The 15,322-nt window shown below is 52.8% G+C and carries 13 protein-coding genes; 10 read left to right on the top strand and 3 right to left on the bottom strand.

Going from position 1 to position 15,322, the window contains the following annotated elements; genetic code table 11:
• Positions 1 to 73: 73 nt before the first annotated feature.
• Positions 74 to 2,980, top strand: a complete 2,907-nt coding sequence (gene rapA / locus ACSBQN_RS15945; RefSeq protein ID WP_036409232.1) for an RNA polymerase-associated protein RapA — start codon at positions 74 to 76, stop codon at positions 2,978 to 2,980.
• A 55-nt stretch (positions 2,981 to 3,035) separates the two neighbouring features.
• Positions 3,036 to 3,686, top strand: coding sequence for a bifunctional tRNA pseudouridine(32) synthase/23S rRNA pseudouridine(746) synthase RluA (gene rluA, locus ACSBQN_RS15940; protein WP_036409235.1), 651 nt, complete (start codon positions 3,036 to 3,038; stop codon positions 3,684 to 3,686).
• Positions 3,687 to 3,922: 236 nt separating this feature from the next.
• Here the strand turns inward: rluA and djlA are convergent, their stop codons facing one another.
• A complete protein-coding gene (gene djlA / locus ACSBQN_RS15935) occupies positions 3,923 to 4,744 on the bottom strand; it encodes a co-chaperone DjlA (RefSeq protein WP_004242174.1) in 822 nt (273 codons plus the stop codon).
• A gap of 179 nt (positions 4,745 to 4,923) precedes the next feature.
• On the opposite strand from djlA, the gene lptD reads away from it, so the two are divergent.
• The 6 genes from lptD to apaH all read left to right on the top strand — a co-directional run bounded on the left by lptD (position 4,924) and on the right by apaH (position 11,681).
• Positions 4,924 to 7,293, top strand: a complete 2,370-nt coding sequence (gene lptD, locus ACSBQN_RS15930; protein WP_024474981.1) for an LPS assembly protein LptD — start codon at positions 4,924 to 4,926, stop codon at positions 7,291 to 7,293.
• Positions 7,294 to 7,363: 70 nt separating this feature from the next.
• The gene (surA, locus tag ACSBQN_RS15925; protein WP_024474982.1) at positions 7,364 to 8,662 is read left to right on the top strand and encodes a peptidylprolyl isomerase SurA; all 1,299 of its coding nucleotides are present in this window, start codon (positions 7,364 to 7,366) and stop codon (positions 8,660 to 8,662) included.
• Positions 8,646 to 9,644, top strand: coding sequence for a 4-hydroxythreonine-4-phosphate dehydrogenase PdxA (gene pdxA / locus ACSBQN_RS15920; RefSeq protein WP_024474983.1), 999 nt, complete (start codon positions 8,646 to 8,648; stop codon positions 9,642 to 9,644). The genes surA and pdxA overlap by 17 nt, the downstream gene beginning before the upstream one ends.
• Complete coding sequence (gene rsmA, locus ACSBQN_RS15915) at positions 9,641 to 10,453, top strand: 16S rRNA (adenine(1518)-N(6)/adenine(1519)-N(6))-dimethyltransferase RsmA (RefSeq protein WP_004237170.1); 813 nt, start codon at positions 9,641 to 9,643, stop codon at positions 10,451 to 10,453. Before pdxA ends, rsmA begins: the two co-directional genes overlap by 4 nt.
• Before the next feature lie 10 nt (positions 10,454 to 10,463).
• Complete coding sequence (gene apaG / locus ACSBQN_RS15910; RefSeq protein WP_004237169.1) at positions 10,464 to 10,841, top strand: Co2+/Mg2+ efflux protein ApaG; 378 nt, start codon at positions 10,464 to 10,466, stop codon at positions 10,839 to 10,841.
• A gap of 6 nt (positions 10,842 to 10,847) precedes the next feature.
• Positions 10,848 to 11,681 (top strand): bis(5'-nucleosyl)-tetraphosphatase (symmetrical) ApaH, encoded by an 834-nt coding sequence (apaH, locus tag ACSBQN_RS15905; protein ID WP_152696989.1) that lies wholly within the window; start codon positions 10,848 to 10,850, stop codon positions 11,679 to 11,681.
• Positions 11,682 to 11,777: 96 nt separating this feature from the next.
• On the opposite strand, the gene folA is transcribed toward apaH, so the two are convergent.
• Positions 11,778 to 12,272: a type 3 dihydrofolate reductase gene (gene folA / locus ACSBQN_RS15900; RefSeq protein ID WP_024474985.1), complete on the bottom strand. Its 495-nt coding sequence runs from the start codon at positions 12,270 to 12,272 to the stop codon at positions 11,778 to 11,780.
• A gap of 171 nt (positions 12,273 to 12,443) precedes the next feature.
• Between folA and ACSBQN_RS15895 the strand changes: the two genes are divergently transcribed.
• Together ACSBQN_RS15895 and ACSBQN_RS15890 are read left to right on the top strand one after the other, a co-directional pair.
• Positions 12,444 to 13,058: a LysE family transporter gene (locus ACSBQN_RS15895; protein WP_004237166.1), complete on the top strand. Its 615-nt coding sequence runs from the start codon at positions 12,444 to 12,446 to the stop codon at positions 13,056 to 13,058.
• A gap of 11 nt (positions 13,059 to 13,069) precedes the next feature.
• Positions 13,070 to 13,822, top strand: a complete 753-nt coding sequence (locus tag ACSBQN_RS15890; protein WP_225310107.1) for a nucleotidyltransferase domain-containing protein — start codon at positions 13,070 to 13,072, stop codon at positions 13,820 to 13,822.
• 51 nt (positions 13,823 to 13,873) lie between these two features.
• Here the strand turns inward: ACSBQN_RS15890 and ftsP are convergent, their stop codons facing one another.
• On the bottom strand, positions 13,874 to 15,301 hold the full coding sequence (gene ftsP, locus ACSBQN_RS15885) for a cell division protein FtsP (protein ID WP_004237164.1): 1,428 nt from the start codon (positions 15,299 to 15,301) through the stop codon (positions 13,874 to 13,876).
• Positions 15,302 to 15,322 lie beyond the last annotated feature (21 nt).

Genomic DNA, 15,322 nt, shown 5'->3' with positions numbered 1-15,322 from the left:
TTTTTGTATCACCGGTAATGATGTCCACAGCATTTTTCTAATTAGCCCTGAATAACAGAATCGAGCCAAAAATATGCCGTTTACTCTTGGTCAACGCTGGATAAGCGATACTGAAAGCGAGCTGGGATTAGGTACAGTTGTATCTGTCGACGCCCGGATGATCACCCTTCTTTTCCCTGCCACCGGTGAAAACCGTCTCTATGCCGCAGCCGATGCCCCTATCACCCGTGTGATGTTCAACGAAGGGGATACCGTTACCAGTCACGAAGGCTGGCAGCTCAGTGTGACCGCCGTTGAAGAGAGCGACGGATTATTAACCTATACCGGGCAGCGTACCGATACCGGTGAGGAAAATGTCCGCCTGCGCGAAGTGTTTCTCGACAGTAAACTGACATTTAATAAACCTCAGGATCGCCTGTTTGCCGGTCAGATTGACCGTATGGATCGCTTTGCGCTGCGCTACCGTGCCCGCAAATTCCTGAGTGAAGAGTACCGCCGCGCCACCAGCGGCCTGCGCGGCATCCGCGCCAGCCTGATCCCGCATCAGCTGTTTATCGCCAATGAAGTCGGTAAACGCCACGCGCCGCGTGTTCTGCTGGCGGACGAAGTGGGCCTGGGTAAAACCATTGAAGCCGGGATGATTATCCACCAGCAGTTAATGGCCGGACGCGCCGAGCGCGTGCTGATTATCGTACCGGAAAGCCTTCAGTACCAATGGCTGGTGGAAATGCTGCGCCGTTTCAATCTGCGGTTTTCTCTGTTCGATGACAGCCGCTACACCGAAGCACAGCACGAGAGTGACAACCCGTTTGAGACCGAACAGCTGGTATTATGCTCGCTGGATTTTGTCCGCAAGAGCAAGCCGCGTTTTGAACACCTGGCGGAAGCCGGCTGGGATATGCTGGTGGTGGATGAAGCACACCATCTGGTCTGGAGCGAAGAAGCGCCAAGCCGCGAGTATCAGGTGATTGAAACCCTGGCAGAAAGCATTCCGTCTGTACTCCTGCTGACCGCCACTCCGGAACAGCTGGGCATGGAGAGCCACTTTGCGCGTCTGCGCCTGCTGGACCCGAACCGTTTCCATGATTTCGAAACCTTTGTTGCCGAACAGCAAAAATATCAGCCGGTTGCCGATGCGGTCACTCTGCTGCTCGACCGCGCACCGCTGACCAAAGATCAGCAAAATGCCATTCATGACCTGATCGCCGAACAGGATATTGAGCCGCTGCTGAAAGCCGCCAATACCGACAGTGAAGACGGCGAAAATGCCCGTCGCGAGCTTATCAGCATGCTGATGGACAGACACGGCACCAGCCGCCTGCTGTTCCGCAACACCCGCAACGGTGTGAAAGGCTTCCCGCGCCGCGAACTGAAAGCCATTAAAATGCCGCTGCCGGCACAGTATCAGACCGCGATTAAAGTCGCCGGGATCATGGGCAGCAAGAAAACCACGGAAATCAAAGCCCGTGAGATGCTCTATCCGGAGCAGATTTATCAGGAATTTGAAGGCGAAAACGCCACCTGGTGGAACTTCGACCCGCGTGTTGAATGGCTTCTCGGCTTCCTGCTGGCAAACCGCAATGAAAAAGTGCTGGTAATTTGTGCCCAGGCCGCAACCGCTCTGCAGCTGGAGCAGGTTCTGCGCGAGCGCGAAGGCATCCACGCTGCGGTTTTCCATGAGAATATGTCCCTGCTGGAACGCGACCGGGCGGCGGCCTACTTTGCCTCCGAAGAGGAAGGCGCACAGGTGCTGCTCTGCTCTGAAATCGGTTCTGAAGGGCGTAACTTCCAGTTTGCCAATCAGCTGGTGATGTTCGATCTGCCGTTTAACCCGGATCTGCTGGAGCAGCGTATCGGACGCCTCGACCGTATCGGTCAGAAACGCGATATTCAGATCAGTATTCCGTATCTGGAAAATACCGCACAGGCCGTACTGCTGCGCTGGTTCCACGAAGGTCTGGAAGCCTTTGAATATACCTGTCCGACCGGCCGCACCATCTATGACCGCTATTACGACAGACTGATTAACCTGATGGCAAACCCGGCGGATCTCAGTGGTTTTGATGAATTTATCGCGGAATGCCGGAAGACCCATGATGTACTGAAACAACAGCTGGAACAGGGCCGTGACCGCCTTCTGGAGATGCATTCCAACGGCGGCGAAGCCGGTAATGAGCTGGCTGCTGAAATTGCGGATCAGGATGAAGATACCGAACTGGTCACCTTTGCCCTGAATCTGTTTGATATTGTCGGCATCAATCAGGATGACCGCAGCGATAACATGATAGCCCTGACTCCGTCTGACCACATGCTGGTGCCGGATTTTCCGGGTCTGCCGGAAGACGGCTGCACCATCACCTTTAAGCGTGAACAGGCATTGTCCCGCGAAGACACACAGTTTATCAGCTGGGAACACCCGATTATCCGCAACGGTCTGGATCTCGTCCTGTCCGGTGATACCGGCAGCTGTGCGGTCTCCGTGCTGAAAAACAAAGCCCTGCCGGTCGGCACACTGCTGACAGAGCTGATTTATGTGGTGGAAGCACAGGCTCCGAAGAATCTGCAGCTGACCCGCTTCCTGCCGCCGACACCGGTGCGTCTGCTGATGGATGTGAAAGGCAATAATCTGGCATCTCAGGTGGAGTTTGAAAGCTTTAACCGCCAGCTGAATGCCGTAAACCGCCATACCGGCAGTAAGTTTGTCAATGCGGTGCAAAATGAGGTGCATCAGGTGCTGCGTCTGTCCGAAGACGTTGTTGCCGGTCAGGCCCGTGAGCTGATTACCGCAGCGAAAGCAATGGCTGATCAGCACCTTACTCTGGAACACGACCGTCTGCTGGCACTGAAATCGGTTAACCCGAACATCCGTGATGACGAGCTTGATGCCATTGAGGAAGAACGTCAGCAAATCCTGTCACATCTGGATGATGCCAACTGGCGCCTGGATGCTATCCGGCTGATTGTCGTTTCACATCAGTAACCTGTATCCCGGCAGAGAATATCTGCCGGGTCTCTGATTTGGTGATCCCATGCTAATGGAACCCTATAACCCGCCTGCCGATCCCTGGCTGAACATCCTCTGGCAGGATGAAAGTATCATTGTGGTGAATAAACCAAGCGGGCTGCTTTCCGTACCCGGCCGTGCGCCCGAACATAAAGACAGTGTGATGACACGCATTCAGCGTGATTATCCGGCCGCAGAATCTGTTCATCGTCTGGATATGGCAACCAGTGGTATTATTGTGGTTGCGCTGACCAAAGCCGCCGAGCGGGAGCTTAAACGGCAGTTCCGCGAACGGGAACCAAAAAAAACCTATGTCGCCCGTATCTGGGGACATCTGGAGCCGGAAACCGGCATGGTGGATTTACCGCTCATTTGTGACTGGCCGAACCGGCCGAAACAGAAAGTGTGTTTTGAAACCGGCAAACCGGCTCAGACAGGTTATGAAGTGCTGGAATATGAGGAAAATGCCACACGGGTAAGACTGTTTCCGGTTACCGGACGTTCGCATCAGTTGCGGGTGCATATGCTGGCACTGGGACACCCGATTCTGGGGGACCGTTTTTATGCACATGATGAAGCAAGAGCCGCAGCGCCCCGGCTGCAGCTTCATGCAGAGGCGCTGTCTGTCACACATCCGGCAAACGGTAAGCCGATGCATTTTACTTGTAAATCAGATTTTTAGTGGATTAACACGGTCACCGAATTCATTGAGGCAAGAATCAGGCAAAGTGCTAATCCCGCTACTCCGATAAGAACACGGGTATTGGCCATGGATCATATCCTTAACATATTTAATAAAATATTTACGTAATTTTTCAACTACATTTATATTTTATAGCAATTATATGAAAAGAATATGATCCGCCCTGCACTTTCCCGGCAACACGTTTTATACCTTAAAAACAGGATTAAACGGATTTATTTAAAGCCTTTCTCTTTTTTAATGAGATCATATGCTGCCTGGATAGATTGCGCTTTCTCTTTCGCCAGTTCCATCATTTCCGGTGGTAATCCCTTCGCTACCAGTTTATCCGGGTGATGTTCACTCATCAGCTTACGGTAGGCGCGTTTGATAACCGTACTGTCGTCGCTTTCTTTCACGCCCAGCACCCGGTAAGCGGCGGCAAGGTCTGCGGTCTGATCGCGGTAATAACCCTGCTGAGACTGCTGCTGCCAATTACCGCTCTGTGCCCCGCCGTGCATCTGCGCCTGCATCATTGCCAGCACATTTTCAAACTGATGACGCGGGATCCCCAGCTCTTCGGCGATCACCAAAAGTACCTGGCGTTCATTCGGATGCAGTTCCCCGTCACCGAACGCCGCCTGGATCTGGATTTCCAGAAACATGCGCAGTAAATCCGCCCGCCCGTAACAGGCGCGGCGTAACTGGCGCAGTGCATCGCGCAGCGGGAAACCGGCCGCTTTACCTTCACGGAAAGCATTCTGAGCCTGAGTCCGTGCACTGCCGTGCAACTGCATGCGATCCATCAGAGCGGTGGCCAGATAAATGTCTGACTCCGTTACCCGGCCTTTTGATTTGGTCAGATGCCCCAGAATCTGAAAGGTTGTGCTGAAAAAGAGTGCCTGTCTGGACTGATTGTTGCTGAATGAGCCACCCAATTGCTGACTGCGGACTTTATCAATCGCATGACCAATAAGAAAGCCGAGAAAAATACCCCAAAAACCGGCCCCTGACGCCATGCCTAATAAAATTCCGATGATTTTTCCCAAATAGTGCATATACTCCTCAATTCAACAATGCCCTTGGCGCAATTTTGCATTATCATACTACCCATTCTGTACGATGCCTAACGCCATTTGGATACGTGAACCTGTTTCACGCGCGCTCTTTTTTCGTGTAAATTAGGCTTTTGGCGTTCGGGCAATGTGCTACCGAGGACGGAATTGCAGACATACTTATGAAGAAGAGTTATCCAACCCTGCTGGCCACCATTATCTGGACAGCGTTATACAGTCAGGCAGCACAAGCCGCCACACTTGCCGAGCAATGTATGCTGGGTGTTCCGGTGTATGACGAGCCGGTTGTTGACGGTAAGCCCGGCGATTTTCCGGTCAATATCACTGCACAAGGTGTGTCAGGCGAATATCCGCACGCGGTAAAATATGATGGTGGCGTTGATATCCGCTCAGGTAACCAGAATCTGAAAGCGGAGGAAGTGGAAGTCACCCAGAGCGGTGAAGAAACTAATCCTGTCCGTATTGCGACAGCGACCGGTGATGTCCGCTATTCTGATCCGCAAATCCGTCTGAAAGGGCCGAAAGCGTGGCTGAATCTCAATAACAATGATGCTGATGTTGAGAAAGGTGATTACCAGATGGTCGGCCGTCAGGGCCGCGGTGATGCCGACAAAATGAAGCTTCGAGGCGAAAACCGTTATACCATCCTCGAAAACGGGGTCTTTACCTCCTGCCTGCCGGGCAATGACAGCTGGAGCGTCAAAGGCTCTGAGGTCATTATTGACCAGGAAGAGCAGGTTGCGGAAATCTGGAACGCCCGTTTCCGTGTCGCCAATGTCCCGATCTTCTACAGCCCGTACCTCCAGTTACCGATCGGTGATAAACGCCGCTCCGGTTTTCTGATCCCGAACGGCAGCTATTCCAAATCATCCGGCCTGGAATTTACCCTGCCGTATTACTGGAATATCGCCCCGAATTACGATGCCACTATCACGCCGCACTATTTCAGTAAACGCGGCCTGAAAATGGATAATGAGTTCCGTTACCTGACACAATTCGGTACAGGCACACTGGCCTTTGATTTCCTGCTGGATGACTCGCAGTATAAGAAAGACAAAGAAGCCGCCGGTGATGCAGAGTGGGCAAAACGGGAATCCAATGACCGCTGGTTATTCTACTGGGGTCACAGCGGGTCGTTTGCACAGGACTGGTGGTTCTCTTCTGACTACACCAAAGTCAGTGACTCGCGCTATTTTACCGATTTCACATCCGCTTACGGTAACTCCACTGACGGCTATGCCACGCAAAAACTGGCTGTGGGTATCCGAAAATCGAACTGGAACGCCACCGTAACCGCCAAACAGTTCCAGATTCTGACCAACAATGATAACGCGACCTCCTACCGTGCTGAGCCGCAGTTAGATCTCAATTATTATAAAAATGACCTCGGAGTGTTTGATTTCCGTGCCTACGGTCAGGTCTCCCGCTTTACCAGCGTAGGTAAAAATAATCCGGATGCTGTCCGTATTCATGCGGAACCGACACTCAGCATGCCGCTGTCTAACGGCTGGGCCAGCTTCAATACTGAAGCGAAACTGATGGCAACCCATTATGATCAGGATATTCCTGAAGTACTGAAGAACTCCGAACTTGAAAAAAATGTTACCCGGGTGCTGCCGCAGTTTAAAGCTGATGCGAAGATGATCTTCGAGCGGCCGATGTTCTTTAATGACAGCTTCACCCAGACATTAGAGCCGCGCGCGCAATACCTGTATGTCCCGTATAAAAACCAGGACAATATCAATAACTTTGACTCCACACTGATGCAGTCCAGCTACAGCGGTCTGTTCCGTGACCGCATGTACAGTGGTCTGGATCGCATTGCATCCGCCAACCAGGTCACTACCGGGATAACCAGCCGGATTTATGATGATGAATTAGTTGAACGATTTAACGTTTCTGTGGGTCAAATCTACTACTTTGAACGTCCGCGTACCGGTGACTCTCAAAATACTGTCGTGGATGAAAAAGATGAAACCGGTTCGATGGTCTGGGCAGGTGATTCCATGTGGCGTTATAACGACAACTGGGGCCTGAAAGGCGGTATTCAGTATGACCGCCGTCTGGGCAGTGTCTCCATGTCCAACGCTACTCTGGAATACCGTCAGGATGCCGAGCGTCTGATTCAGCTGAATTACCGCTATGTGGACCGGGACTATATTCAGGCTATGCGTCAGCATACCCGGTATGGCGAAAAATACGTTTCACCGCCAAACCAGCAAGGCATCTCTCAGGTCGGTATTGTGGCCAGCTGGCCAATTGCGGAGCAGTGGGCTTTTGTCGGTCAGTATTACTATGACACCAAAGAGAGCCAGCCGGCCAGCCAGTTAGTCGGTCTGCAATACAATACCTGCTGCTGGGCGGCAAACGTCGGTTACGAGCGTAAGATTATCGACTGGAAAAATGATGCCAGTGAGTACGACAATAAAATCACGTTTAATATCGAATTACGCGGTATGAGCAGCAATTACAGTCTGGGCAGCCAGAAAATGCTTGAGCGCGGTATTCTGCCGTATGTTCCGGCATTTTAACCGCCTGAGCTGACACAATTTTCACATGCCGTACCGGCGGTACGGCGATACGAAACATGATGGGATACTTATGAAAAACTGGAGAACACTCATTCTCGGCCTGATGTTCACGGCAAGCACAACCTCATTTGCAGCACCGCAGCAGCTTGATAAAGTTGCGGCAGTCGTGAATAACGGTGTGGTTCTGGAGAGTGATGTCAATAATATGCTTCAGACTGTCACCATGAATGCCCGCAATGCCGGTCAGCAGATTCCGGATCAGGCAACATTACGTCAGCAGATTCTTGAACGTCTTATCATGGACAATATCGTGATGCAGATGGCCGGACAGATGCAGATCTCTATCCCTGACCAGGCGGTTGACGGCGCTATCGAAGATATCGCCCGTCAGAACAACATGACCCTTGCCCAGATGAAAGATCGTCTGAAACGCGACGGTATGAGCTATGACAAATACCGCAGCGATATCCGCAAAGAAATGATGATGGCGGAAGTCCGTAACAACGAAGTCCGCCGCCGTGTCGTGATCCTGCCGCAGGAAGTTGATTCTCTGGCAAACCTTATCAGCACACAGAACGCTGCAGATACTGAACTGAACATCAGCCATATCCTGATCCCGCTGCCGGAAAATCCGACAGAAGAGCAGATGAATGCAGCAAAAGAAAAAGTCACCACCATTATGAATGAACTTCAGCATGGTGCTGACTTCGGTAAACTGGCGATCACCTATTCTGCGGATCCGCAGGCGCTGAAAGGCGGTAATATGGGCTGGAGCCGTTTACAGGAGCTGCCGGGTCTGTTTGCCGAGCGCCTTCAGACAGCCAAAAGTGGTGAGATTGTCGGACCGGTGCGTTCCGGTGTCGGCTTCCACATTCTGCGCGTGAATGAAGTCCGCGGAAACAGCCAGCCGATTTCTGTGACCGAAGTGAAAGCCCGTCATATTCTGATCAAACCGTCACCGGTGATGACCGATGACCAGGCCCGCAGCAAACTGCAGCAGATTGCCTCTGATGTGAAAAGCGGTAAAACCTCCTTTGATGCTGCGGCAAAACAATTCTCAGAAGATCCGGGCTCTGCCCTGCGCGGTGGTGAGTTAGGCTGGTCAATGCCTGATATCTACGACCCGGCTTTCCGTGACGCACTGATGAAACTGAAAAAAGGCGAACTGAGTCAGCCTGTCCGCTCCTCTTTCGGCTGGCACCTGATCCAGCTTGAAGATACCCGCAACGTGGATAAGACCGAAGCGGCTCAGAAAGATCGCGCTTACCGTATGCTGTTTAACCGTAAATTCAGCGAAGAATTACAGAGCTGGATGCAGGAACAGCGCGCCGGCGCTTACGTGGAAATTTTAGATGGCAGTAACAAATAAGCTGAAACCTGTCGTTATTACCCCCGGCGAACCTGCCGGGGTTGGTCCTGACCTGACAGTCGCGCTGGCACAGCGCGACTGGCCGGTAAAACTGGTAGTTTGTGCCGACCCGCAGCTGATGCAGCAACGCGCACACGCCCTGTCACTGCCGCTCACCCTTGAACCTTATTCACCGGATACCGCCTGTCAGCCGCAGCGCGCCGGTACACTGACGATTCTGCCTGTTGAACTGAAAGCGCCGGCTGTCGCCGGTGAGCTTAACGTGGCAAATGCCGCCTATGTGACCGAAACACTGGCCCGTGCCTGTGACGGCTGTTTACAGGGTGAATTTGGTGCTTTGATTACAGGTCCGGTACACAAAGGCATCATTAACGATGCAGGGATCCCGTTTATCGGCCACACAGAATTTTTCGCTGACCGCAGTCACTGCAAACGTGTGGTGATGATGCTGGCCACAGAAGAAATGCGGGTAGCACTGGCGACCACGCATCTGCCGATTTTACAGGTTCCGGCAGCCGTTGACCGCACCTGCCTGCATGAAGTGATCACCATCCTCAATCATGACCTGCGCACCAAATTCGGTATCACACAGCCGCATATCATCGTCTGTGGTCTGAACCCGCATGCGGGGGAAGGTGGCCATATGGGGCATGAAGAGATAGACACCATTATCCCGGCACTCGATGAGCTGCGGACACAGGGCATTTCCCTGGAAGGTCCGCTGCCGGCAGACACCCTGTTCCAGCCGAAATACCTGGAGCGTGCGGATGCCGTGCTCGCCATGTATCACGATCAGGGTCTGCCTGTGCTAAAATATCAGGGATTCGGCCGTGCCGTGAATATCACGCTGGGACTGCCGTTTATCCGGACCTCTGTCGACCACGGCACAGCCCTGGAACTGGCAGGTACCGGCAAAGCAGATGTGGGTAGTTTTATTACCGCATTAAATTTAGCGATTACAATGATTAAAAACAGTCAATGAATACACGAGTCCATCAGGGGCATTTTGCCCGTAAACGTTTCGGGCAGAACTTCTTAACCGATCAATTTATTATCGACAGCATTGTCGCGTCGATTAACCCGCAACCCGGCCAGGCGATTGTTGAAATCGGGCCGGGACTGGCTGCACTGACTGAGCCGGTCGCCGATCGCATGGACAAAATGACGGTCATTGAAATTGACCGTGATCTGGCCGCCCGTCTGGCCAGCCATCCGTTTTTACAAAGCAAACTGACCATTATTCAGCAGGATGCCATGACCGTGGATTTTACGGCACTGGCACAGGAACGCGGCCAGCCGCTGCGGGTGTTCGGTAACCTGCCGTACAATATCTCCACGCCGCTGATGTTCCATCTGTTCACGTTCACTAACGCAATCAGTGACATGAACTTTATGCTGCAAAAAGAAGTGGTTAACCGTCTGGTTGCCGGTCCGGGCAGCAAAACATACGGCCGCCTGAGTGTCATGGCACAGTATTACTGCCAGGTCGTTCCGGTTCTGGATGTACCGCCGACGGCATTCCGCCCGGCACCAAAAGTGGATTCAGCGGTTGTCCGTCTGATCCCGCACCGCGAAAATCCGTATGTGCTGAAAGATGTTGCGCTGCTCAGCCGTGTGACCACGCAGGCCTTTAACCAGCGCCGCAAAACGATCCGCAACAGCTTAGGTGATCTGTTCAGTCCGGAAACCCTGACTGAACTGGGTATTGATCCGGCCACCCGTGCAGAAAATATCAGTGTTGCGCAATACTGTCTGATGGCCAATTACCTGGCGGAACATCCCGCCTCATAGGGGATTCATCATGAATAACGACCCGAGAATTTGTATTCAGGTTCAGAGTGTTTATATCGAAAGTCAGTCTGAACCGGATGCGGAACGCTATGTTTTCGCGTATACCGTTTCTATCCGTAACCTGGGTCGTGATCCTGTGCAGCTTATCAGCCGCTACTGGCGTATCACTAACAGTGAAGGCCGCCAGACAGAAGTTCAGGGGGAAGGTGTCATCGGTGAACAACCGGTGATCCGGCCCGGTGAAGAGTATCGTTATACCAGCGGCACGGTTCTGGAAACACCGCTGGGCACCATGGAAGGTTATTACACTATGGTGGATCACGAGGGTGCGGATTTCATCAGTGAGATCCCTGTTTTCCGGCTCGCAATACCAACCTTTATTCACTGATTTTCTATGGCAACCTATCTTATCGGCGATGTTCATGGCTGTTACCATGAACTTCGCGCATTACTGGCTCAGGCTGATTTTGATCCGCAGGCAGATACTCTGTGGCTGACCGGTGATCTGGTCGCCCGCGGCCCGGATTCACTGGATGTCCTCCGCTATGTCAAAAGCCTGGGTGACTGCGTCAGGCTGGTGCTCGGCAATCATGACCTGCATCTGCTGGGGATCTACGCGGGGATCAGCCGTAACAAACCGCGCGATCATCTGAACAAACTGCTCAGCGCACCGGATCTGGATGAGCTGATCAACTGGCTGCGCCGTCAGCCGATGTTGCAGGTTGATCATGAGAAAAAGCTGATCATGGCACACGCCGGGATCACCCCGCAGTGGGATCTGGATACCGCCATTCTGTGTGCCCGTGAAGTGGAAGCGGTTCTCAGCAGTGATACCTATCCGCTGTTCATTAATGCTATGTATGGTGACCTGCCGAATGACTGGTCACCTTCCCTCACCGGCCTGCCGCGTCTGCGTTTTTCCACCAATGCACTGACCCGGATGCGTTACTGTTTCCCGGGCGGACAGCTGGATATGGTCTGCAAAGATAAACCGGATCAGGTTTCCGCGCCGCTGAAACCCTGGTTTGCCCTGCCGTCAAAACTGCCGGAAGGCTACAGTGTGGCCTTTGGTCACTGGGCGTCACTGGAAGGCAAAGGAGCACCACGCGGTATCTATGCACTGGATACCGGCTGCTGCTGGGGCGGACAACTCACCATGCTGCGCTGGGAAGATCGCTGCTATTTCTGGCAGGAGTCTTTTGCGGTGCGGGATGAGGATGATGACTGACCGGCCACCGGTAACAGACAAGAAAAAAGCAGAGCCGGTGGCTCTGCTTTTTTTATATCAGCATTATTTATGAAATAATACGAATCAACTGATTAATCAGCTCTTACGGCGCTCTAAGATTTCAAAGCAGAAACCGTGAGAGTTTGCTTCATCCGCGTCATGATATTCCATAAAAGTGGAGTCCCACTCATCCGGCTCATAGTCAGGGAAGTAAGTATCCCCGCTGACTTCCGCATCAACGTGTGTCAGATATAAACGATCCGCCAGCGGCAGGAATTGTCCGTAGACTTTACCGCCGCCCATCACCATGATCTCGCCGTCTGTTTCTTTCTGTGCAATCACCAGAGCTTCTTCCACAGACTTAGCCCAGACCACGCGATCATCGTTGCCCGGCGTACGGCTGAGCACGATATTAAGGCGATCCGGCAGAGGACGGCCGATAGATTCATAAGTCACGCGACCCATGATCACCGGTTTATTCACCGTATTACGTTTAAACCATGCCAGGTCTTCCGGCAGTGTCCATGGCATCGCATTTTCCATGCCAATAACCCGATCCATAGCTAAAGCAGCGATCAAGCTAATGTTCATTCATTTCACCTTAGGGCTGAGAGAAATTTTGCCGTCACTATACGTAAACTACTCAATGCCGTCGACTGAATTCAGTGTTTCATCAATACAAATAATTTATTTGTCTTCACACTTGAAGGTGAGTCATACTTTTACTCTGCATTCATGTCTTTTTCAGCAAGGATATACCACATGTATGACGCCACTCTGATGGTCACCACCATCGCTGCGCTCGGTATGATTTCCCCGGGCCCGGACTTCTTTCTGATTGTGAAAAACGCAGCCCGTTACCAGCGTGCCGCCGCCATGATGACCGCGCTGGGCGTGCTGTCCGCGATAGCTATTCACATGACCTACTGCGTGGCCGGGCTTGCTGTGATCATCACCACCACACCGTGGCTGTTTATGATCCTCAAATATGCCGGAGCGGCTTACCTTATCTGGATAGGGATCAACAGCCTGCTGGCACGTGCCGGACATACCCTTGATACCGGGGACGGCTCACATCAGCGCATTTCTTATAAGAAAGCCTTTATGCAGGGATTCCTCTGCAACCTGCTGAACCCGAAAGCCACACTCTTTTTCCTTGCTATTTTTACCCAGGTGCTGGATATCAATTCCGGATTTGGTGAAAAACTCTGGTATGCTGCTATTGTGATGGGACTGGCGGTGGTTTACTGGCCATCGCTGGTACTGCTGATTCAGAGTGCTCCGGTACGCCACGGATTGGCGAAAATTCAGAAATATATCGATAAGGTCCTTGGCGTCGTCCTGATTGGCTTTGGCGTCCGGGTCGCAATGAGCTGATGATTATGATAATGAAAACAGATAAATACACTTTTCAGCCGGAATTTCAGAATGTGATACAGGATGCAGTACAGTCCCTGTGTACTGCACTGCCGGGTATTCTGCACAGCATCTATGTTTACGGCAGTGTGGCTGAAGGCCGCGCTGTCCCGGGCCGCTCTGATCTGGATCTGACCCTGGTTTTGCACCGGCCGCTCAGTGCGGCGGAAAAAACCATTCTCCGTTGTCTGGACAAAGCACTGACCGCGCGTCACAGCAGTGTGTCAAAAATCGGGTTTGATACCGGCCTGCTGTCAGAAGTGACCTCTGCGGAAGAACAGCCGGTCTGGGCTTACTGGCTGGCACACTTTTGCCTGCCGGTCTGGGGTGATGACCTGACACTGAAACTGCCTGTCGTGACACTGAACCGTGAGATTATACACGGCATTAACGGTGATTTTCCGGTACTCGTCCGTACCAACCTGATGCAGTTACAGAAAAGCCCGCCTCTGACTGAGATCCGGCGGATAAAACGGGAAACCGCGCGGCGTCTGCTGCGTGCCACCGCCCTGGTGTGGAATGACTATGAGACCTGCACTTACCCGCTGCCGCTGCCGCAGATGGCCGGAAAAGCGATTGCGCTGTATCCGGAAAAGCGCCACGCGATCACCTTCCTGCTGGGGCAGACCGAAGAACCGGATACCGGCATCATTCAGTTTATCGCGGTTGCCGGGACATTCTCCCGCTGGCTGCGGGATGAGGAAAAACGGCTGCTGAGCCGCTGAGAAACCATAAAAAACCGCTGATTATTCAGCGGTTTTTTTATATCCGGTATTTTAATACTGAGAAGACGGCTCGATTTCCAACTGCCCGGTAACCCCTCTGTCCGCCTGCTCCAGGAACTGGCTGTAATAGAAGAACGGGAAGTGAGAATACGATGGCTGCATCATCTGCACCAGCAATTCACTGCGCCCGTCAATCCAGACAGTGTCTTTCCAGCCGTAATCCTGCGGCTGCGGTGACTGGCCGTTATGGTTGATCACCTTAAAGCGGACACCGCTGATATGGAACGGCTGCGGAGTATCAGTTGTGACAACCCAGCGCTCCCAGTTGCCCTGCTGTGTGCGGATATCGGTGCGGCTCATATCCCACATTGCGCCGTTAATCCCCGGCGGTGACAGACTGAGTGACACATCGCGGTTACGGACACCGGTCGTGATCTGTGTCGGATCCTGAATCAGGGTGGTTGGCAGGTTATCCGTTACCAGCGAGATCAGGCCGGTTGCGCGGATAGTCAGCACATTGGTATTCACCAGTGTGTTTGATGTCTCAAACAGACTTTTAAAACGCTCTGTCAGAGTAGCGGATTCCCCGGCCGTGATAGTCAGTGTTTCTGTTTTTGACATATCGATCAGCACTTCGCGTCGTTCACCCGGCGACAGGGACAGCACCTCAACCGCCACCGGTGACGGCAGCAGGCCCTGATCAGAGGCAATCATATAGAACGGACGGCCATCACTGAGTTTCAGTTCAAAGCGGCGTGCGTTTGCAGCATTGACCATGCGCAGCCGGATCCAGCCTTTCGACACTTCCAGATACGGATCTTCCGCACCGTTGACGATCAGCCGGTCACCGATAAACATACCGTCACTTTCTGTGCGGTACTCTGGTGAACCGAAGGAATCCAGGCGTTTATCCTGAATGATCAGCGGGAAATCATTGACGCCGTACTCTTTCGGCAGCGGCAGATTACGGCTTTCCTCATCATCCACAATCCACATGCCGGCGAGCCCGTTATAAACGTGCGGCGCCATCCGGTTCGGGGTATTGGCATGATACCAGCAGGTTGCAGCCGGCTGGCGCACCGGGATCACCGGCGACCAGTCAGTATTTGGCGAAATCAGACGCGCGGCACCCCCGGCGACCGTTCCCGGCACCAGCAGCCCGCTGACATTGACCGCAACCGGCTCTGACAAGCGGTTGCTGTAAATCATTTTGATGTCATCGCCGTTACGGACGCGGACAGTCGGCCCGAGATAACGGCCGTTAAAGCCCCAGACACTGGCCTGAGTTTTACCGTTAAATGACCAGTGTGTGCGCTGCATCGTCAGAAATAACGGCTGTCCGTTGCGGCTTTCCAGCAATGGCGGAACAGGTAACGGTTGACTGCCGCCCTCATCTGCCGCGCGGACAGACAGAGGCAGTGAGCCTAAACACACAGCTAAGCCGGATGCTTGAATAAACCGGCGCCGACTCAGGGTCATAGCATCTCCGAAAAAAACGTT

Origin of the sequence: Morganella sp. B601, from assembly GCF_051172335.1 — a bacterium.
In the GTDB taxonomy this organism is placed as follows: domain Bacteria; phylum Pseudomonadota; class Gammaproteobacteria; order Enterobacterales; family Enterobacteriaceae; genus Morganella; species Morganella morganii.
The sequence above is the reverse complement of the archived record's forward strand: the minus strand, read 5'-3'. Positions and strand labels throughout refer to the sequence as shown.